The sequence below is a fragment of the Streptomyces sp. JLBT605 genome (assembly GCF_058215555.1).
In genome coordinates this window covers 3,159,776-3,179,590 of record NZ_CM177087.1, presented here as the reverse complement: position 1 = coordinate 3,179,590, position 19,815 = coordinate 3,159,776, and the positions used below count along the sequence as shown (strand labels likewise).

The following is a 19,815-nucleotide window of genomic DNA, read 5'->3' as shown; positions in this document are numbered from 1 at the left end:
CCCCGGCGAGTCCGGGCCCCGGCGGGGCCGGGCGCGTCTGCCGGCGGCGCACGGCCACCGTCAGCTGCTGACGCCGACCACCCGGCCGAAGGTCTGCCGGTCTTCGAGGAAGTCCAGCATGGCTCGTGCCACATCGGCGCGCGGGACCGAGCTGCCGACCGGGCCCGACTCGTCCGTGCGACGGTAGCGCCCCGTGCCCGGCTTGTTGAGCAGTCGCGGGGGCCGTACCGCCGTCCAGTCCAGATCGCTGTCCCGCAGAATCCGCTCCATCCGCTGCAGGTCGGTGTACAGCTCGCCGAGGAACGCCCACAGCAGCGGTGTGACCACCCGGTGGACCATGGCGGACTGACCTGTTCCGGCGCGGTTGAGAGGACCGGCGCTCACCACCAGGATCCGCCGCACACCGACCGCCGTCATCGCTTCCACGGCGGCTCGGGCCGAGGTGGAGGCCGGCTTCAGCGGGTCCTTGCGGCCGGCGGCGCCCATGCCGGACAGCACGGCGTCCGCGCCTTCCACGACCGCCTTCAGGGAGGTGGCGTCCAGGGCGTCGGCCTGCAACACCCTGAGGTTCACGTGACGCAGCGGCAGCCGTCCTGGATCGCGCACCGCCGCGGTCACCTGGTGTCCGTCGGCCAGCGCCTGTGCGACGAGATGCCGCCCGACGCCGCCGGTGGCGCCGAGAACGGTGAGCTTCATGGCTCCCCCCGAATGGTGAGTGAGGACTCACTCACCAGTGTTGGTGAGTATTCACCCACTGTCAACTACACTCCGACCATGACGTCAGATGCCGCCCTACCGCCCCTGACGGGCGGCGCCCGCACCCGCGCGCGGATCCTGGACGCCGCCGCCGGGCTGATGAACACCGTGGGCCTGACCCGGACGACCACCAAGGAGATCGCCCGGGCCGCGGGCTGCTCGGAGGCGGCTCTCTACAAGCACTTCCGCGACAAGGAAGAGATCTGCATCTCTGTGCTGCGCGAACGCGGGCCACGCCTGTCCGACGCGCTGGCCGAACTCTCCGGCCGCGCGGGCCAGGGGGAGGTCGCCGAGCACCTCGAGGGGGTGGCCCGGGAGGCCCTGGACTTCTACCGCGAGGTCTTCCCGATGGCGGCCTCCCTCTTCGCCAGCCAGGACCTGCTGACCGCGCACCGGCGCAAGATCGACCAGGACGCCGGCCCGCATCAGGTGACCCACCACCTGGCCGGGTATCTGTGCGCGGAGCAGCAGCTGGGCCGCATCTCGCCGACCATCGACCCCTCGTCCGCGGCCGGGCTGCTCCTCGGCGCCTGCTTCCACCGGGCGTTCCTCACCCTCTTCTTCGCCGGAGAGGCACCGGCGGGGGCGCTGCGCCCGGAGAGCGAGGAGGAGTTCGTGACGGAGGCGGTGCGGTCGCTGCTCGAGGGCGCCGGCCCGCGCCGGCGCGGTGCCCAAGGGGTCTCCTGACCGTCGGTCCGGTCCCCGGTGGTCCGGGGCGGACTCAGTCCACGGTCTCAGTCCACCGTGTCGCCGAGTGATTCCAGCAGGCTGCGCAGCGTGTCGGCGAGCGCGCCGCGCTCCGACCCGCCGAGCACCCCGAGCAACCGGTCCTCGGTGGCGACGTGATCGGGCAGCGCCCGGTCGATGAGTTCGCGGCCCTCATCGGTGAGCGCGACCCGCACGCTGCGGCCGTCAGAGGCGTTGGAGGCGCGGGTCACCAGGCCGCGCGCCTCGAGGCGGTCCAGGCGCTGGCTGATCGCCCCTGAGGTGACCATCGCGGAGAGCATCAGTTCGGTGGGCGTCATGTGGTGAGGCGGCGGCCCACTGCGGCGCAGCGTGGCCAGTACGTCGAACGACGCGGCGTCGAGTCCGTGCTCGGCGAAGGTTCGGTGCAGTTCGGTGCTGATCAGCCGGGAGAGCCGGGAGAGCCGACCGATGATCGCCATCGGTGAGACATCCAGGTCGGGGCGTTGCGTGCCCCACTGCTCCAGCACCCGGTCCACATGATCTGTCACGTCCTTCAGGCTAGCGGATGCCTTAGTGCTGAGACAGATTTGCCCGAACCCCTAGCAATGTTCCTTAGCGCTGAGATACATTGTCTTAGTGCTAAGGAATCGAGTCGGGATCATCCTGCTGACCGCGTTGGCCCCTGCGATCTGGGGCTCCACCTACCTCGTCACCACCGAACTGCTGCCGCCAGGCCGTCCGTTGCTGGCCGCGGTGGTGCGCGCCCTGCCCGCCGGGCTGCTGCTGGTCGCGCTGACCCGCCGTCTGCCCAGCGGTATCTGGTGGTGGCGCGCCCTCGTGCTCGGAGCCCTCAATATCGGGGCGTTCTTCGCGCTGCTGTTCATCGCTGCCTACCGCCTGCCCGGCGGGGTCGCCGCCACCGTCGGCGCCATCCAGCCTCTCCTGGTAGCCGGTCTCGCCTCCGGTCTGCTCGGCGAGCGGCTCTCCTGGCGGACCGCGGTCGCCGGGCTCGCGGGCGTGGCGGGCGTCAGCCTGCTGGTCCTGCGGGCCGAGGCGCGGCTGGACGCGCTCGGGGTCGCCGCGGCCCTCGGGGGTGCGGTCGTCATGGCCACCGGCGTCGTCCTCAGCAAGAGGTGGGTGTCGCCCGCGCCGGTGCTCGCGACCACCGGATGGCAGCTCGTGGCCGGCGGCCTGCTGCTGCTCCCGGTCGCGCTGCTGGTCGAGGGCCCGCCGCCCGAGTCGCTGAGCGCCGGCAATCTGGCGGGCTACGGCTACCTCACGGTCATCGGGTCCGCCCTCGCCTACGCCCTGTGGTTCCGGGGGATACGCGCCCTGCCGCCGACCGATGTCACCTTCCTCGGGCTGCTGAGTCCGGTGGTCGCCACCACGCTCGGCTGGCTCGCGCTCGACCAGCAGCTCACCGCCGTGCAGGCGCTGGGCGGGGCGATCGTCCTCGGCGCCCTGGTCGCCGCGCAGCTCCGGCCCGCGCCCGGCCCGCGCGGGGGTGTTGCCGCACCCGTTGCGCGATCGGTGGACCACCGGCCCGCCGATGAGCACCAGTTGATTCCGGCAAAGGCCGAGTGATCACCGACCGATCGCCGGCTGATCGACAGTTGACCGTCAATTGATCCAGAAGGAGCTGAGAGTGATGCGTATCGTCGTCTTCGGAGCGGCCGGGAATGTGGGTAGCCGTGTGGTGACCGAAGCACTGTCCCGGGGCCATGAGGTGACCGCCGTCGTCCGCGATCCGGCCCGGGCCGATGGGGTGCCCGACGCCGCCCAGATCCGCCGCGGCGATGCCCGGAGCCCTGCGGACGTCGCCGAGTTGAGTTCGGGGCACGATCTGGTGATCACCGCGACCCGCCCGGCGCCCGGCCAGGAGAGCGAGCTTGTCGCGGCCACCGAGGCACTGCTCACCGGGCTCGCCGGGACCGGCATCCGGCTGCTGGTCGTGGGCGGCGCCGCCACCCTGACACTGCCTGGTGGCGGCGGCGCCACGGTGGTCGACGACCCGCAATTCCCTGACGACTGGCGGGGCATCGCGCGGGCCTGCACCGAGCAGCTCGCGCTCTGCCGGGCCGATGGGGAGGTGGACTGGGCCTATGTGAGCCCGCCGGCTCTCCTGGAACCGGGTATACGCACCGGGACGTACCGACTGGGTGCCGACGAGCTGCTGGTCGACGCCGCGGGGAATTCGGCGATCTCCATGGAGGACCTGGCGGTGGCGCTTCTGGACGAGGCCGAGCTGCCGAAGCACCACCGCACGAGGTTCACCGTCGCCTACTGACCACCGGCTGCCGGTCTCAGGTCGCGGCCCGGTCTGTCGATCGTCAGCGCGGAGCCCCCGGGTCAGCCGAGGTTCAGGGCCTCGAGCGTCCGAGTGGCCATCTGCGACTCGCCCTCGGCGTTGGGGTGCACCGGCACGAAGTTGGTGCCGAAGAGCACCGGCTCCACCCAGCGGGTGGAGGCCGGCTTGCAGGCGTCGTGTCCGTCGGACGCGGCGGACAGGTCGACGAAGGTCGCACCCGTCTCGTCGGCGGCCCGCTCGATGACCTGGTTCAGGTGCGACTGGAGGTTGCGCAGGTAGGGCACGTCTCCCGAGGCGACCGGCATCTTGAAGAAGCAGCCCGACTCCGCCTCGGCCGGCAGGATCCACGGGTAGCCGAGTATGGCCACCCGCGCGTTCGGGGCCTTGGCCTTCACGGCCTGCAGGGTGGCCTTCACCGCCGGATAGGTGTTGGCGTCGATCTGGTCGTCGAAGTGGCTGCCGAAGGTGTTCTTACACGGGCTGCCGTGGCCGAGGGTGAGAGAGCCGGCCGCACCGCAGGCGACGATCGCGCCGATGAAGGTGTTGTTGTCGTTGCCGCCGATCGTCATCGTGACCAGCTCGGTGTCGCTGCTGAGAGCGTCCAACTGCGGTGCGACACCCGGGTATTGCGACTGAGTGAAGTGCTTGGTCTGGGCGTTGCCGCAGGTCGCGTCGGTGAGCTCCGCGCCGATGGCGTCGGCTATGACGTGCGGATAGTTCTTGCTGGAGCGCAGACACAGGAGGGGGGCGGAGGAGTCGAGCGGCAGCACGCCGGAGGCGGCGCTGTAGCTGTCGCCGAGCGCGACATAGGAAGAGGGCTCCGCGGTGTCGGCCTCCGCCGGAACGGAGAGCCCGAGGACTGCCGTTCCGGCCGCGGCGACCGTCGCCGCCAGGCTGCGGACCAATGCGCGCATCGGCTTCTGCGACATCAGCGTTCTCCTTGAACCTGCACCCCGCAGGGCGAATCCGGACATGGGGGGAGCCACGGATTTCCTGGAGGGATGCGGCTCGTAGCCCAGAGTGATGCACAGCCCAATGGTTTCGTCTTGGACGACGAACGGAGATTCGCCCGTGGTGTTGTGACCCGTCACAACACCCGTGGTCAGAGCCGCCGTCGCCCGGCGTCAGGCGGGCGACGGGCGGGGATCCGGGCGGGAACGGGTCAGTCGGAGCTGGCCGCGATCGCGGCGAGGAAGTCGTCGAGCATGGCGGTCTGGACGTCCGGGGGGAACCGGTCGGGGTCGAAGAGGGCCTGGACCACCAGCCCATGGGTGAACGCGACGGCGGAGGCGGCGAGTTGCTCCGGATCGGCGGTGGCGGGCAGTTCGCCCAGGCGGCTGGCTGCTTCCAGGTGCGGACGGATCGCCGAGCGCATGCGGGTGTAGCGGTCGGCCTGGTCCGCGCCGAGGCGTTCGTCGGCCAGCGCCAGGTCCCAGGAGCTGACCCAGATGCGATTGCGGGCGGTGTCGTCCGCGGTCAGCGGCAGCACGTCCAGCAGCATCGCCCGCAGCGCGGCCAGGCCCTCGATGGGGCGTGAACGTCGGGGGCGCTCCGCGGTGCGCTTCTCCAGCAGGTCCAAGGCGTGCGCGACGAGGGCCCGCTTGGTCGGGAAGTAGTGCATGAGCATGCCCGTGGACACGCCCATGGTGGCGGCGACGGCGCGCAGGGTCAGTCCGCCGAACCCCTTGTCGGCGAGCACCTGCCACACCGCCTGGGATACATCCTCGCGGCGGGCTTCACGGTCTCCGGGTGCTGGCGGCATGCTGCTACTTTACATACCGAACGCTCGTTACGTACCTCGCAGAGATGAGGCCCCCGTGTTCGCTCTCCCGCTCGCCGACAACGCCCAGCTCCGCCCCTTGGAGCCCTGGCAGGCGCAGGAATTCCTCGCCCACATCGACCGTGCCCGCCCCACCGTGGACCCGTGGATACCCTGGGCGACGCTCAGCACGGACCTGGCCTCGGCGACGGCCGTCCTCCAGCGGTACGCCGACCGGCAGGCCAACGACGCCGCCCGGATCTACGGCATCTGGCTGGACGGCACGCTGGTCGGCGGCGTCATGTTCGCCACCTTCGACGCCTCCTCGGGGGTCTGCGAGGTCGGCTGCTGGCTCGAGGCCGCCGGCGAAGGCCGCGGACTGGTCACCATGGCCTCCCGCGCCCTGATCGACTGGGCTTTCCGGGAGCGCGGCATGAACCGCGTCGAGTGGCGGGTCTCATCCGGCAACACCCGCAGCATCGAAGCCGCCCGCCGACTCGGCATGACCCGGGACGGGGTGCTGCGTCAGAGCTATCCGTACCGGGGCGTGCGCCACGACAAGGAGATCTGGTCCGTCCTGGCCGAGGAATGGCCGACCCGTCCTGCCCGACCGACCGAAATCTCCGCCTGAGGGCCCGGTGGCCACCTCCGTCACGGAAAAGCGACGAAGGCCCGGCCGCTGTCGCGGGCCGGGCCTTCTGCCGGCGGAGGATACGAGATTCGAACTCGTGAGGGGTTGCCCCCAACACGCTTTCCAAGCGTGCGCCCTAGGCCACTAGGCGAATCCTCCGCCGCAAACAATACAAGACCAGAAGCAGTGCTCGCGAACCCGTTCCCTGAGGGGGTGGGTGCGGGGGGTGGGGGGTGTCCCAGCACGGCCGGCGATCGGCTAGGGTGGGGGCCAGCCCCTCACGTGGCGCTATCTCACCGAACTCCCCCAGGGCCGGAAGGCAGCAAGGGTAAGTGGGCTCTGGCGGGTGCGTGGGGGGCCCTTGCGTTGGCGGGGCGGGTGGCCGAGCGGGGTCGCCGGGCCGGCCGGGGATGTCGAGGATGTTCCGGCGGTCGGCCGGGGATCTTGGTGGTCGGTGGTCGCCGGGTGGGGCTGCTGGGGCTGGGGCGGAGTCTGTGACCGAGGCCACTTGTCGGTGGGTCCCGATATCGTCGTAGGCGTGTCGTCCCTCGCGCTTTACCGCCGCTACCGTCCCGAGACCTTCGCCGAGGTCATCGGGCAGGAGCATGTCACCACCCCGTTGCAGCAGGCGCTGCGCAACAACAGGGTCAATCACGCGTATCTGTTCAGCGGTCCGCGCGGCTGCGGCAAGACGACCAGCGCGCGCATCCTCGCTCGCTGCCTGAACTGCGAGCAGGGGCCGACGCCGACGCCCTGCGGGGAGTGCCAGTCCTGCCGGGACCTGGCGCGCAACGGGCCCGGGTCGATCGATGTCATCGAGATCGACGCCGCTTCGCACGGTGGTGTGGACGACGCCCGTGAGCTGCGGGAGAAGGCGTTCTTCGGGCCGGCCTCCAGCCGGTACAAGATCTACATCATCGACGAGGCCCACATGGTCACCTCGGCGGGCTTCAACGCACTGCTGAAGGTGGTCGAGGAGCCGCCGGAGCACCTCAAGTTCATCTTCGCGACCACCGAGCCGGAGAAGGTCATCGGCACCATCCGGTCGCGTACCCACCACTACCCGTTCCGGCTGGTGCCGCCCGGGACGCTGCGCGAGTACCTGGGCGAGGTGTGTGAGCGGGAGGCCATCCCAGTCGAGGACGGCGTGCTGCCGCTGGTCGTGCGGGCCGGGGCGGGGTCGGTGCGTGACTCGATGTCGGTCATGGACCAGCTGCTCGCCGGTGCCGCCGAGGACGGTGTGACGTATGCCATGGCGACCTCGCTGCTCGGCTATACGGACGGGGCGCTGCTGGACTCCGTGGTGGACGCGTTCACGGCCGGGGACGGCGCGGCGGCCTTCGAGGTGGTCGACCGGGTCATCGAGGGGGGCAATGACCCTCGGCGCTTCGTCGCGGACCTGCTGGAGCGGCTGCGCGACCTGGTGATCCTCGCGGCGGTGCCGGACGCGGCGGAGAAGGGGCTGATCGACGCTCCGGTGGATGTCATCGAGCGGATGCAGGCCCAGGCGTCGGTGTTCGGCGCGGCGGAGCTGAGCCGGGCGGCCGACCTGGTCAACGAGGGCCTCACCGAGATGCGGGGAGCCACCTCGCCGCGGCTCCAGCTGGAGCTGATCTGCGCGCGGGTGCTGCTGCCCGCGGCGTTCGACGACGAGCGGTCGCTGCAGGCGCGGCTGGACCGGCTGGAGCGGGGCGCTCTGGCGGGTGGCCTGGCCGGCGGCGGGGCGCTCGGTGGTGGCCCGGCGGCGGGCGGGGTGCTGCCTGGCGCCGCGGTGCCGGGGCCCGCCATGGGATACGTGCCGGGGCCGGACGCGCACGCGCCGGTGGGTGGCCCGTCCGGGCCGGCCGCCGCGCGCGCCGCGATGGCCGGTGCGGGCGCGGCTCCGGGGTCGGGCGCGGGTTCGGGTGCGCCGCAGGGAGCGTCGGGCGCTGCCGGGGAGCCGGCGGGCGCGGGTGCGGCTCAGGACGCTGCCGCGCCGGTGGACACGGCGAATGGCCAGCGGGCGGGTGCCTGGCCGGCGGGCGCGGGTGCCGACGCGTCTGCTGGTGCGCCTGGCGGTGGTCAGGATGGAGCGGGTAGCGGCGGGAGCGCGCCGGGTGCCTGGCCCGCGGCGGTCGCCCCGGGGCAGGGAGGCGCGGCCGCCCCCGGTCCGGGTGCCGGTGGCGGCGTGGCCCCTGCTGGGCAGGACGCGGCGGACGCGGTGGATGCGGCGCAGGGACGGCGGCCCGGAGGCTGGCCGTCGGCCGCCGCGCCGGGTCAGGGCGCGCCGCCCGCAGCCGCGGGGCAGCCGGCGGGCGGTCCGGCGGGCGGGGCCTCGGCACCTCAGACGAGCCAGCCCTCCGGGGCGGCGGGGGCCACCACTCCCCGGACGGCCCAGCCCTCGCAGGCGGCTGCTCAGGGCGCCGTGCAGGTGCGGCAGATGTGGCCGGACATCCTGGAGGCGGTCAAGAACCGCCGACGTTTCACGTGGATCCTGCTCAGCCAGAACGCCACCGTCGCCGGGTTCGACGGCACCACCCTCCAGCTCGGCTTCTCCAATGCCGGTGCGCGGGACAGCTTCGCCAACGGCGGCAGCGAGGAGGTGCTGCGGCAGGCGCTGAGCGAGCAGTACCACGTGCAGTGGCGGATCGAGGCGATCATCGATCCCTCGGGCGGTTCCGGCCAGTCGGCCGGCCCCGGTGGCTTCGCGGGACCGGGGGCACCGAGTGGTCCCGGTGGTTTCGGTGGTGCGGGCGGGCCGGGCGGGCCGGGCGGGCCGGGTGGACCGGGGGCTGGTGGCGGTTTCGGCGGTACGCCGGCCGGTGCCGGTGGCTCTGGCGGCTTCGGTGGTGCCCCTGCGGGCCCGGGGCCGGCCGCCTCGGCCGCGCCGGGAGCCGCAGCCGGTCGGTCTGCCCCGGCGCCCGCGCCGTCGGCCGCGCCCGCGGCACCGCCGGCCGCTCCGGCGCCCGCCCCGGCGTACCGGGAGCCGCAGCCGCCGCCGGTCGCTCCCGAGGACGACATCCCCGACGAGGACGATCCGGACCTGGACGACACCGCGCTGAGCGGCCACGACCTGATCGTGCGGGAGCTCGGCGCGACGGTGATCGAGGAGATCACCAACGAGTAGCGCCTCCCCGGTGAGGAGTGCCGCCGTCGGGGAGCGTCGCCGACGAGTGCGCCTCATCGGTGAGGAGCGCGTCATCCGCGAGGAGCCCGTCACCCGCGAGGAGTGCGTCACCGGGACGAGCCCGTCACCGGCGAGGCGCCGGCTACTGGCGAGGGGTGCCACCGTCGCCGTGGGAGGTGGCGTGCCGGGGCGGTCGGGTGGGCGTCGGAGGCGAGCGGGGCGGGTGCGGATCCGGTCGGGGCGCGTACGCGCGTACTCGCGCGTACTCCTCCCTACGGGGGTAGCGCGGGGTGCCGGGTGAGCACGTAGGCTCGGGCTATCGAAAGAACCGAACGTCCGTCGACAGCCAGGAGCGCGCTCGTGATCCCCGGTGGTGGCCAGCCCAATATGCAGCAGCTGCTTCAGCAGGCCCAGAAGATGCAGCAGGATCTTGCCGCGGCGCAGGAGGAGCTGGCCCGCACGCCGGTCGAGGGTTCGTCCGGTGGTGGGCTGGTGAAGGCGACCGTGACCGGAGCCGGTGAGCTGCAGGGTCTGGTCATCGACCCGAAGGCCGTGGATCCGGAGGACACCGAGACCCTCGCCGACCTGATCGTCGCGGCGGTCCGGGACGCCAACCACTCGGCGCAGGAGCTCCAGCAGCGGAAGCTCGGTCCGCTCGCCCAGGGCCTGGGCGGTGGCATTCCGGGGCTTCCCTTCTGATCCTTCCGCCGACGGGGCCGACGCGGGCCTTGAGGCAGAGCGACGAAGCGAAGAGAAGAAGAAGAGAAGAAGCGAAGCAGGACTAGGGAGAGAGCGTTCCGTGTACGAAGGCGTGGTCCAGGACCTCATCGACGAGCTGGGCAGGCTGCCCGGCGTCGGTCCCAAGAGCGCGCAGCGGATCGCTTTCCACATCCTGCAGGCCGAGCCGGCCGACGTCCGCCGCCTCGCGCACGCGCTGACCGAGGTCAAGGCGAAGGTGCGGTTCTGCTCGGTCTGCGGAAACGTCGCCGAGTCCGAGCAGTGCAGGGTATGCCTGGACCCCCGGCGCGATCCGGCCGTCATCTGTGTGGTCGAGGAGCCGAAGGACGTCGTGGCGATCGAGCGGACGCGTGAGTTCCGCGGCCGGTACCACGTGCTGGGCGGGGCGATCAGCCCGATCGACGGCGTGGGCCCGGACGATCTGCGGATCCGGGAGCTGCTGGCCCGGCTCGCCGACGGCACGGTCACCGAGCTGATCCTGGCCACGGACCCCAATCTGGAGGGGGAGGCCACCGCCACCTACCTCGCGCGGATGGTCAAGCCCATGGGTCTGAAGGTCACGCGCCTGGCCAGCGGCCTGCCGGTCGGGGGCGATCTGGAGTACGCCGACGAGGTCACCTTGGGGCGGGCCTTCGAAGGGAGAAGACTTCTCGATGTCTGACGCAACGCTGCACGACAGCCACCAGGACCCGGACGACTTCGCGGTCCAGATCTCCGACCAGATCGAAAGCTTCATCGTCGCGGTCACCGAGGTCGCGAAGGGTGACGAGCCGGACAGCGCCGTGCCCTTCCTGCTGCTGGAGGTCTCGCAGCTGCTGCTGGCGGGCGGGCGGCTGGGCGCGCACGAGGACATCGTCCCCGACGAGCGGTACGAGCCGGACGTCGGCCCGGAGCCGGACGTGGACGAGCTGCGGGAGCGGTTCGCCCGGCTGCTCGACCCGGTCGACGTCTACTCCGAGGTCTTCGATCCGTATGTGCCGCGCACCGCGCCCGTCGCGTGCCGGATCTCCGACGACCTCGCCGACATCATCACCGACCTGCGGCACGGCATGGCGCACTACCGGAACGGGCGGATCACCGAGGCGCTGTGGTGGTGGCAGTTCTCCTACCTGTCGAACTGGGGCCCGACGGCCTCGGCCGCCCTGCGCGCGCTCCAGTCGCTGGTCGCGCACGTCCGCCTCAACAGCCCGCTGGACGAGCTGGACGGCCTGGACACGGACAACGGCGCGGACGGCGGTGACGAGGCCCTGGCCGAGGAGGCCGGGAAGGTCATGGCCGCGGAGATCGCGGGACCGCTGGGCCTGGGGAGCCAGGGGCCGCTGGGCCTGGAGTCTCGGGCCGAGGGCTGACCGCCCGCGGCCGGGGCCCCAGTCCCGGCGAAGGCCCTTCATCTCTTCGCGTCTCCGGGCGGCTGTGAGCTGGCTTACGTTTCCGTGTGCTGGGGTGGGGAGCGGGCAGGGTCGAGCTGAGCGGGGCGGGGCGCGCAGGGTGCCTCCCGCCGATTTCACGAGGTGAGCGCCTGTCTCACCATGCGATAACCGGAGGGCATATTCCGGCCGCTCGATAGACTGAGTCGACCGTTTTACTAAGTTGCGAGGAGCGCACGTGGGCCTTGTCGTGCAGAAGTACGGAGGCTCATCCGTTGCTGATGCCGAAGGCATCAAGCGCGTCGCCAAGCGGATCGTGGAAGCCAAGAAGAACGGCCACCAGGTGGTCGTCGTGGTCTCCGCGATGGGCGACACGACGGACGAGTTGATCGATCTCGCCGAGCAGGTATCCCCGATCCCTGCCGGCCGCGAGTTCGACATGCTGCTGACCGCCGGAGAGCGGATCTCCATGGCGCTGCTGGCGATGGCGATCAAAAACCTCGGTCACGAGGCGCAGTCGTTCACCGGTAGCCAGGCGGGTGTCATCACCGACTCGGTCCACAACAAAGCGCGCATCATCGATGTCACGCCGGGCCGCATCCGCACCGCTCTCGACGAGGGCAACATCGCGATCGTCGCCGGCTTCCAGGGTGTGTCCCAGGACAAGAAGGACATCACCACGCTGGGCCGGGGCGGGTCCGACACCACCGCCGTCGCCCTCGCCGCCGCGCTGGACGCCGAGGTGTGCGAGATCTACACCGATGTCGACGGTGTCTTCACCGCCGATCCCCGGGTCGTGAAGAAGGCCCGCAAGATCGACTGGATCTCGTCCGAGGACATGCTGGAGCTGGCCAGCTCCGGCTCGAAGGTGCTGCTGCACCGCTGCGTCGAGTACGCACGTCGTTACAACATCCCGATCCACGTCCGCTCGTCCTTCTCGGGGCTGCGCGGCACCTGGGTCAGCAACGAGCCGCAAGGGGACCAGAAGGTGGAGCAGGCCCTCATTTCCGGTGTCGCCCACGACACCTCCGAGGCGAAGATCACGGTCGTCGGCGTTCCGGACAAGCCGGGCGAGGCCGCCGCCATCTTCCGTACGATCTCCGACGCCGAGATCAACATCGACATGGTGGTGCAGAACGTCTCCGCCGCGTCGACCGGACTGACCGACATCTCCTTCACCCTGCCGAAGACCGACGGGCACCGGGCGATGGAGTCGCTGACCAAGGCCCAGGCCGGCATCGGCTTCGACTCGCTGCGCTACGACGACCAGATCGGGAAGATCTCGCTGGTCGGCGCGGGTATGAAGACCAACCCGGGCGTCACCGCGTCGTTCTTCGAGGCGCTGGCGAACGCGGGGGTGAACATCGAGCTGATCTCGACCTCCGAGATCCGCATCTCGGTGGTCACCCGCGCCGATGACGTGAAGGACGCCGTGTGCGCCGTGCACACCGCCTTCGGTCTGGACTCCGACAGCGACGAGGCCGTCGTCTATGGAGGGACCGGTCGATGAACACCCCTGCCGGCCGAGCCGGTCGCCCGACCCTCGCGGTGGTCGGCGCGACCGGCGCGGTCGGCACCGTCATGCTCGGCATCCTCTCCGAGCATGCGGACATCTGGGGTGAGATCCGGCTGATCGCCTCGCCCCGCTCGGCCGGCCGGAAGCTGACCGTCCGGGGTGAGGAGGTCGAGGTCGTCGCGGTGAGCGAGGACGTCTTCGACGGCGTCGACATCGCGATGTTCGACGTGCCGGACGACGTCTCCGCGCGGTGGGCGCCGATCGCGGCGAGCAAGGGTGCGGTGGTCGTCGACAATTCCGCCGCCTTCCGGATGGATCCGGATGTGCCGCTGGTGGTGCCGGAGGTGAACTCCGCCGCCGCCCGGGTGCGGCCGCGCGGCATCATCGCCAACCCGAACTGCACGACCTTGTCGATGATCGTCGCCGTCGGCGCGCTGCACGCCGAATTCGGGCTGAGCGAGCTGATCGTCTCCTCGTACCAGGCGGTCTCCGGGGCGGGGAAGGAAGGCGTGGACACCCTGCGCCGGCAGATCGCCGTGGTCGCCGGCAGGGAACTGGGCAACCAGCCCGGAGACGTGCGGCGGGCGGTCGGCGACACCGGGCCCTTCCCGGGGCCGGTGGCACTGAACGTGGTGCCGTTCGCCGGCTCGCTGGTGCAGGACGGCTGGTCCTCGGAGGAACTGAAGGTACGGAACGAGTCGCGCAAGATCCTCGGGCTGCCGCAGCTGCCGGTCACCGCGACCTGTGTGCGGGTCCCTGTGGTCACCACGCACTCGCTGGCCGTGCACGCCCGCTTCGAGAACGAGGTCACCGTCGAGGAGGCGCACCGGATCCTGGCCACCGCGCCGGGCGTGGTGCTGTGCGACGACCCGGCCCAGGGTGAGTTCCCCACCCCCGCCGATGTGGTGGGCACGGATCCGACCTGGGTGGGGCGGGTGCGTCGCTCGCTGGACGACCCCTGCGCGCTGGAGCTGTTCGTCTGCGGCGACAATCTGCGCAAGGGCGCGGCGCTCAACACCGCGCAGATCGCCGAGCTTGTCGCGCGTGATCTCGCCGAGGGTTCATGAGCATGGCTCGTTGTCGTGTGGAGATTATGTGACCACTACGATGACCTGTATCACTTGAACTGGGCAGACCATTTGTTCGACGATGCGCTCCCCGCCTTGCTGCAACTGGCAGCGAGGCGGGGGGCGTCTTTGTAGCCGCCCTTCGCGGGTGGTGGCTAAATCGAGCCGTATGGGTGGGTTCGATTCATATGGATCCATATCGTGCATGAAGGAAGAGCTGGTGCGCATGGGGGCATTTGATTCATGGTCAAAAGCTGTGCCTCCCGCGTACAACCCTGGCGGGGGGAAGCGTGTCCAACAGGCGTGGCAGAGGTATTCGGCATCGCAACGGCCCCCAGGCCGGGTCGCGCAGCATTGCACCCCTCGCGTTCCCGCACGTCAGGCGGAATGCCGGTGATCGCGCCGTGGTCGGCCACACGCCCTGCGCAGATTCCTTCGCAGCGCGGGGAAACTGACGACGCGATGGCCGTGGGCACCACAGTCGATCACCTCACCGAGACCTACCGCGCCCACTACCGGTCGCTGCTCGGTCTCGCGGCGCTGCTCCTGGACGACACCGCGTCCTGCGAGGACGTCGTGCAGGAGGCCTTCATCCGCGTGCACTCGGCGCGCAACCGGGTCCGCGACCCGGAGAAGACGCTCGCCTATCTGCGGCAGACCGTCGTCAACCTCTCCCGCTCCGCGCTGCGTCGCCGCATCCTCGGACTGAAGCTGCTCTCCAAGCCCATGCCCGACATGGCGAGCGCCGAAGAGGGGGCGTACGAGCAGCTGGAGCGCGACCAGCTGATCAAGGCGATGAGGGGGCTGCAGCGCCGTCAGCGCGAGGTCCTCGTGCTGCGCTACTTCGCCGACATGACCGAGGCGCAGGTCGCGGAAACCCTCGGCATATCACTCGGCTCGGTCAAGGCGTACGGCTCGCGTGGCATAGCGGCGCTTCGCGTCGCCATGGAGGCTCCGGCATGAATCACAAGAACAACCAGCCGGGCCCGGAAGACTCCGGCAAGTGGCATGAGCACGACGCTCCGTCCGAGGATGCTCACACAGAGGAACCCCGGACCGAGGAGGCTCCGGCCGAGAGCGCTCCGGTCGAGGACGTGCCCGCCGAGGGCGCTTCCGTCGAGGGCGACGCGCCGGCCGGCGGCGGCACCGCCGGCCCCCCGGCCGGAGTCATCGACGAGCAGGCCCTGAGGCAGCTGCTGCGCGGTGCGGTCGGCGACCTCGAACCCGCCCCCGGGACCCTGGACCATCTGCGCCGAGCCGTCCCGGCCCGCCGCACCCGGCGGCGCCAGGCGCTGGTCGGGGCCGTGGCAGCCCTGGTGCTCGGCGGCGCCGCGCTGCCCGCCCTGGTGCATGTCGCCACCACCGGCGGCTCCTCCAGCGACCGGGCCGCCAACACGGCCAGCAGCGGACGCACCCCGGGTGCCCAGGGCGGCGCGCACGGCGAGGGCAGCGGCACCGAGGAGACCGGCAAGCCCGCCAAGCCGGGGGAGAAGGACGAGGGCGACAAGCACAAGGGCGACAAGGGCAAGCACGACAAGGGCAAGGACCCCAAGGGCAGCCCCGGTGTGCCGGACCCCGACCCGTCCAGCACCCTGATCGCCACCTCGCCCCTGTGCACCCGAGCCCAGCTCGACGGCGGCAGCGCCTCGGCCGGCCCGGCCGACGCCAACGGCAACGTCTACGGCTCCTTCCGGGTCCTGAACGTCTCCGACAGCGCCTGCACCGTGGACGCGGCGGGCGCGGTGAGCGCGAGCGCCCAGGGCGGCGCCGACGCCACCCGGATCTCGGTGGTCGACCACACCTCGGGGGACGCTGCCGGCCAGCTGCCCGACCCGTCCACCGCGCCCAGCCAGCTGATCCTCCAGCCCGGCCAGGCCTTCGAGGTCCGGTTCGCCTGGATCCCGGAGGCGGGCGGCGGCACCTCCGGGTGCACCACCACCGGGCCCACGCCCACGCCCGCCCCCACCCAGGACGGCGAGGGCACCGCGCCGGAAGACCCGCCGGCCTCCGGCGGGACCGACACCGGCGGCGAGTCGGGCGGCAGCGGCGGCTCCGAGCAGCCGGAGGCGAGCGTCCTGCTCAGCTACACCCCGGCGGCCGGTGACCCGGTAGCCGCGAGCACCACGGTGCCGAACGCGTGCGCCGGGACGGTCTACCGCACCGGTGTGCTGGCGGGCTGACCGGCCCCTGCCTGGCGGGCTGACCGCCACCCCTGCCTTGTGGTGGGGCCGCGCCGCAGAGGGGGCGGTGCGGCCCCACCCCAAGACGCGCAGGCCAGGGCACCCCCACAGCTCAAGGCCGGGGGTCGGTGCGGTAGTGGCGCGGCCGGCCCGTACCGTGGTGGGGTGCATCGGTTTCTGCTGACGCCCCGCTGGTGGGTGATCAATGTCTTCGTCGCGCTGGCCATCCCGGTGTGTCTCGTCATGGGCAGCTGGCAGCTCGGCCGCTTCGAGGATCGCGTCGACTCGCACAAGGAACAGCAGAAGCACGCCGACGACGCCGGGAAGGTGGCGGCCGAGCCGCTGCTGGACCTGCTGCCGGTCACCAAGGAGACCTCCGGACGGCAGGTCACCGTCACCGGCCGCTACGACGCCGAGCACCAGATGCTCGTCCCCGATCGCCGGCTGGACGACCGCACCGGTTTCTATGTGCTCACCCCGCTGCGCACCGGCGGATCCGGCGCGGGCAAGGCGGTGCCGGTCGTCCGTGGCTGGCTGCCGGGGGATGCCGACTCCCATGCGGACGTGGCCGAGGTCCCCGCGCCGCCGTCCGGTGAGGTGACGGTGACCGGCGCGCTGCAGCCGTCGGAGAACCAGGGGACCGAGGGGGCCCAGGCGGGCGGCGGCCTGCCGAAGGGGCAGCTGGGCATGATCAGCGCGGCGTCACTGGTCAACCTGGTGCCGTATCAGGTGCATGACGCGTGGATCACCTCCGCGTCGGCGCCCGGGGCCCTGCGTCCGGTGCCCCCGGCCGCGGCCCCGGGCACCGGACTGGACCTCAAGGCGTTCCAGAATCTCGGCTACACCGGCGAGTGGTTCGTCTTCGCCGGGTTCGTCGTCTTCATGTGGATCCGTCTGTACCGCCGGGATGCCGAGATCGCCCGCGACCAGGCGCTCGGCCTCACGCCGGACCCGGACGGCTCAGATGACGCCGGGCGAACTCGATCTCCAGCCGGAGCTGCTTGATCCGCTCCTCGACGACGAGCGAGCCGTGCCCGGCGTCGTACCGGTAGACCTCGTGCGGTGCGCCGCGCTCGGCCAGCCGGTCGACGTAGTTCTCGACCTGGCGTATCGGGCAGCGGGGGTCGTTGACGCCGGCGGAGATGTAGACCGGGGCCCGCACCTGGTCGACATAGGTCAGCGGCGAGGAGGCGGTGAACCGCTCCGGCACCTCCTCCGGGGTGCCGCCGAACAGGGTCCGGTCCAGCGCTTTGAGCGCCTCCATCTCGTCGTGGTAGGCGGTGACGTAGTCGGCCACCGGCACCGCCGCCAGGCCGACCGCCCAGACCTCCGGCTGGGTACCGAGCCCCAGCAGGGTCAGATACCCGCCCCAGGAGCCGCCGGCGAGCACCAGCCGCTCCGGATCCGCCAGCCCCGACTCCACCGCCCACCGGCGGACGGCCGCGATGTCCTCCAGCTCGATCAGCCCGACCCGGTGCTTGAGCGCGTCCGTCCACGCCCGGCCGTACCCCGTGGAGCCGCGGTAGTTGACCCGGACCACCGCGAAGCCGTGGTCCACCCAGGCCGCGGGCCCGGCCGCGAAGGCGTCGCTGTCGTGCCAGGCGGGGCCGCCGTGGATCTCGAAGACCGTCGGGAAGGGGCCCTCGCCCGCGGGCCGCTGCACCAGGGCGTGCACCTGCCCGCCGGGCCCGTCCACCCAGACATCCGTCACCGGCACTGACTCAGGGGCCTTCATGCCCGGAGGATCCAGCACCACCCGGCCGTCGGTGGACCGCACCTGCGGCGGCTCGGCGGCCGACGACCAGAGGAACTCGACCGTGCCGTCCGGCCGGGCCGTCGCCCCGGAGACCGTGCCGGCCGGCGTGTCGACCCGGGTGAGCCCGGCGGTGGCCAGGTCGTACCGCCACAGCTCGCTGCGCGCCTGGAAGCTGTGCTCGACCAGCAGCGCCGAGCCGTCCGGATACCACTCGGCGCCCACATCGCCCGGCAGGTCGATGGCGAGCGCCGTCTCCTGGCCGGTCAGCGGATTCCACACCATCGGCTCCCACCGGCCACGGCGCTGGTGCCCCACCAGCAGCCGCGCGTCACCGGCGACCGGAGCGAAGCCCATGACCGCCAGCCCCAGCTCCTCGGTACCGCCCTTGGTGTCGTCCAGTTCGGCGACCGTGGTGCCGTCCAGGCGCACCACCCGTATCGCCGAGTGCATCGCGTCGCCGTGCTCGGTGTGCTCGATCGCCAGCAGCGTGCCGTCGTACGACAGATCGCCGACGCCCGCCGACTCGCGGTGCCGGTAGATCTCCCGCGGCTCGCCGCCCGGAGCCACCACATGGATGGTGGACCCGTCCTCGTCCGTGGACCGGCCGACGACCGCCGTGCCGTCCCGGCCCAGCGCCAGCCCGGCCGGATAGGAGGGCTCCAGCCCCGGCGCGGCCGGCTCGTCCCCCCGCACGCCGTCCTCGCCCGAGCCGCCATCGCCCTTGGCCGGCCCTGCGAACGGCTGCCGCATCCACACGCCGAACTCGTCGCCGTCGGTGTCGGAGAACCACCAGATCCACTCGCCGTCCGGGGACAGCAGGCCGCTGGTGGTGCCGTTCGGCCGGTCGGTCGCCTGCCGCTGCGCGCCGGTGGCGCGGTCCCAGGCGTACAACTCGAAGGTGCCGGTGGCGTTCGACACGAACAGCGAACGGTCCGGGGCGTCCTCCGCCCAGTCCGGCAGTCCCACGCGTGGCGCCCGGAAGCGCTTTTCCCAGTCCGGAACGGACCCTGTGCTCTCAGCCATGCCCCCCATTCTGCGCCGACGCGCCCACAACCCGCTGGTCTCACCCCAGACCTGTGGATAACCTCCGGCACATGCACAGACCTGCGCCTGGCGACGACTGGCGCGACGCGAACCGCGCGATGTGGGACGGCCGCGTCCCGATACACGTCGCGAGCGACTTCTACGACCTCGACGCCTTCCGGCGGGGCGAGGACAGCCTCCGCGACTTCGAGGTGGCGGAGGTCGGCGACGTCACCGGCCGCACGCTGCTCCATCTCCAGTGCCACATCGGCCTGGACACCCTCTCCTGGGCCCGGCGCGGCGCCGCCCACGTCGTCGGGCTGGACTTCTCCGAACCGGCCGTCGAGACCGCCCGCGACCTCGCCGCCGACCTGGGCCTCGGCCCGGATCGGGCCTCGTTCGTGGCAGCCGATGTCTACGACGCCGCGGAGGCCGTGCCCGACTCCGCGTACGACATCGTCTACACCGGGGTGGGCGCGCTGTGCTGGCTGCCCGACATCCGCCGCTGGGCGGAGACCGCGGCCCATCTGGTGCGGCCCGGCGGCTTTCTCTACCTCGCCGAGTTCCACCCGGTCGCCGACGCCCTCGACGACGAGACCGGCACCCGGATCGCCTACGACTACTTCAACCGCGAGCCGTGGATCGACGAGACGCCCGGCTCGTACGCGGATCTGGACGCCGCCACCACGGACAACCGCTCCTACCAGTGGCAGCATCCGCTCGGTGACGTGGTCTCCGCCCTCGCCGCGGCCGGGCTGCGCATCGACTTCCTGCACGAGCACGACGTGACGCTCTTCCGGCGTTTCGCGTCGCTGCACAGGGCGGAGGACGGCTACTTCCGGCTGCCGCAGGACCGTCCCCGGGTGCCCCTGATGTACTCGCTGAAGGCCACCCGCCCCCTTCAGGCCCGCGCCTAGGAGA

General features: G+C 71.7%; 19 protein-coding genes, 1 tRNA gene and 1 other RNA gene. 15 read left to right on the top strand and 6 right to left on the bottom strand.

The genetic code is table 11. The features are described 5' to 3' along the window. Positions 1-60 precede the first annotated feature (60 nt). Positions 61-696, bottom strand: coding sequence for an NAD(P)-dependent oxidoreductase (locus AC4BDD_RS13725; protein WP_490691285.1), 636 nt, complete (start codon positions 694-696; stop codon positions 61-63). Positions 697-774: 78 nt separating this feature from the next. Here AC4BDD_RS13725 and AC4BDD_RS13720 point away from each other — a divergent pair, with 78 nt between their 5' ends. Further along, a complete protein-coding gene (locus AC4BDD_RS13720) occupies positions 775-1,443 on the top strand; it encodes a TetR/AcrR family transcriptional regulator (protein WP_490691284.1) in 669 nt (222 codons plus the stop codon). A gap of 47 nt (positions 1,444-1,490) precedes the next feature. Here AC4BDD_RS13720 and AC4BDD_RS13715 read toward each other — a convergent pair whose 3' ends face one another. Continuing rightward, on the bottom strand, positions 1,491-1,991 hold the full coding sequence (locus AC4BDD_RS13715) for a MarR family winged helix-turn-helix transcriptional regulator (RefSeq protein ID WP_490691283.1): 501 nt from the start codon (positions 1,989-1,991) through the stop codon (positions 1,491-1,493). Between the two features lie 88 nt (positions 1,992-2,079). Between AC4BDD_RS13715 and AC4BDD_RS13710 the strand changes: the two genes are divergently transcribed. Then, positions 2,080-3,027 (top strand): EamA family transporter, encoded by a 948-nt coding sequence (locus tag AC4BDD_RS13710; protein WP_490691282.1) that lies wholly within the window; start codon positions 2,080-2,082, stop codon positions 3,025-3,027. Positions 3,028-3,091: 64 nt separating this feature from the next. Beyond that, complete coding sequence (locus AC4BDD_RS13705) at positions 3,092-3,730, top strand: NAD(P)-dependent oxidoreductase (RefSeq protein ID WP_490691281.1); 639 nt, start codon at positions 3,092-3,094, stop codon at positions 3,728-3,730. A gap of 62 nt (positions 3,731-3,792) precedes the next feature. On the opposite strand, the gene AC4BDD_RS13700 is transcribed toward AC4BDD_RS13705, so the two are convergent. Next, a complete protein-coding gene (locus tag AC4BDD_RS13700) occupies positions 3,793-4,680 on the bottom strand; it encodes an SGNH/GDSL hydrolase family protein (protein ID WP_490691280.1) in 888 nt (295 codons plus the stop codon). Between the two features lie 233 nt (positions 4,681-4,913). Further along, positions 4,914-5,513, bottom strand: a complete 600-nt coding sequence (locus AC4BDD_RS13695) for a TetR/AcrR family transcriptional regulator (RefSeq protein ID WP_490691279.1) — start codon at positions 5,511-5,513, stop codon at positions 4,914-4,916. A 55-nt stretch (positions 5,514-5,568) separates the two neighbouring features. Between AC4BDD_RS13695 and AC4BDD_RS13690 the strand changes: the two genes are divergently transcribed. Then, the gene (locus AC4BDD_RS13690; protein WP_490691278.1) at positions 5,569-6,141 is read left to right on the top strand and encodes a GNAT family N-acetyltransferase; all 573 of its coding nucleotides are present in this window, start codon (positions 5,569-5,571) and stop codon (positions 6,139-6,141) included. 74 nt (positions 6,142-6,215) lie between these two features. Here the strand turns inward: AC4BDD_RS13690 and AC4BDD_RS13685 are convergent. Continuing rightward, positions 6,216-6,300, bottom strand: a tRNA-Ser gene (locus AC4BDD_RS13685). 111 nt (positions 6,301-6,411) lie between these two features. Here AC4BDD_RS13685 and ffs point away from each other — a divergent pair. The 10 genes from ffs to AC4BDD_RS13635 all read left to right on the top strand — a co-directional run bounded on the left by ffs (position 6,412) and on the right by AC4BDD_RS13635 (position 17,120). Continuing rightward, positions 6,412-6,506, top strand: an RNA gene (gene ffs, locus AC4BDD_RS13680) — signal recognition particle sRNA small type. A gap of 173 nt (positions 6,507-6,679) precedes the next feature. Continuing rightward, positions 6,680-9,247, top strand: a complete 2,568-nt coding sequence (locus AC4BDD_RS13675; RefSeq protein ID WP_490691277.1) for a DNA polymerase III subunit gamma and tau — start codon at positions 6,680-6,682, stop codon at positions 9,245-9,247. Between the two features lie 360 nt (positions 9,248-9,607). Beyond that, a complete protein-coding gene (locus tag AC4BDD_RS13670) occupies positions 9,608-9,946 on the top strand; it encodes a YbaB/EbfC family nucleoid-associated protein (RefSeq protein WP_490691276.1) in 339 nt (112 codons plus the stop codon). Positions 9,947-10,046: 100 nt separating this feature from the next. After that, positions 10,047-10,646, top strand: coding sequence for a recombination mediator RecR (gene recR, locus AC4BDD_RS13665; RefSeq protein WP_490691275.1), 600 nt, complete (start codon positions 10,047-10,049; stop codon positions 10,644-10,646). Further along, positions 10,639-11,334: a DUF5063 domain-containing protein gene (locus AC4BDD_RS13660; RefSeq protein WP_490691274.1), complete on the top strand. Its 696-nt coding sequence runs from the start codon at positions 10,639-10,641 to the stop codon at positions 11,332-11,334. Before recR ends, AC4BDD_RS13660 begins: the two co-directional genes overlap by 8 nt. A gap of 256 nt (positions 11,335-11,590) precedes the next feature. Beyond that, entirely contained in the window at positions 11,591-12,862 is a 1,272-nt protein-coding gene (locus AC4BDD_RS13655; protein ID WP_490691273.1) for an aspartate kinase, read from the top strand. Further along, positions 12,859-13,935: an aspartate-semialdehyde dehydrogenase gene (locus AC4BDD_RS13650; RefSeq protein ID WP_490691272.1), complete on the top strand. Its 1,077-nt coding sequence runs from the start codon at positions 12,859-12,861 to the stop codon at positions 13,933-13,935. The genes AC4BDD_RS13655 and AC4BDD_RS13650 overlap by 4 nt, the downstream gene beginning before the upstream one ends. Before the next feature lie 303 nt (positions 13,936-14,238). Next, complete coding sequence (locus tag AC4BDD_RS13645) at positions 14,239-14,898, top strand: SigE family RNA polymerase sigma factor (protein WP_490691271.1); 660 nt, start codon at positions 14,239-14,241, stop codon at positions 14,896-14,898. Then, a complete protein-coding gene (locus tag AC4BDD_RS13640; RefSeq protein ID WP_490691270.1) occupies positions 14,895-16,115 on the top strand; it encodes a hypothetical protein in 1,221 nt (406 codons plus the stop codon). Before AC4BDD_RS13645 ends, AC4BDD_RS13640 begins: the two co-directional genes overlap by 4 nt. A gap of 165 nt (positions 16,116-16,280) precedes the next feature. Further along, positions 16,281-17,120, top strand: coding sequence for an SURF1 family protein (locus AC4BDD_RS13635; RefSeq protein ID WP_490691269.1), 840 nt, complete (start codon positions 16,281-16,283; stop codon positions 17,118-17,120). On the opposite strand, the gene AC4BDD_RS13630 is transcribed toward AC4BDD_RS13635, so the two are convergent. Continuing rightward, complete coding sequence (locus AC4BDD_RS13630) at positions 17,056-18,903, bottom strand: S9 family peptidase (protein ID WP_490691268.1); 1,848 nt, start codon at positions 18,901-18,903, stop codon at positions 17,056-17,058. The genes AC4BDD_RS13635 and AC4BDD_RS13630 overlap by 65 nt on opposite strands. A 62-nt stretch (positions 18,904-18,965) precedes the next feature. Between AC4BDD_RS13630 and AC4BDD_RS13625 the strand changes: the two genes are divergently transcribed. Next, positions 18,966-19,811, top strand: coding sequence for a methyltransferase domain-containing protein (locus AC4BDD_RS13625; protein ID WP_490691267.1), 846 nt, complete (start codon positions 18,966-18,968; stop codon positions 19,809-19,811). Positions 19,812-19,815: the final 4 nt, after the last annotated feature.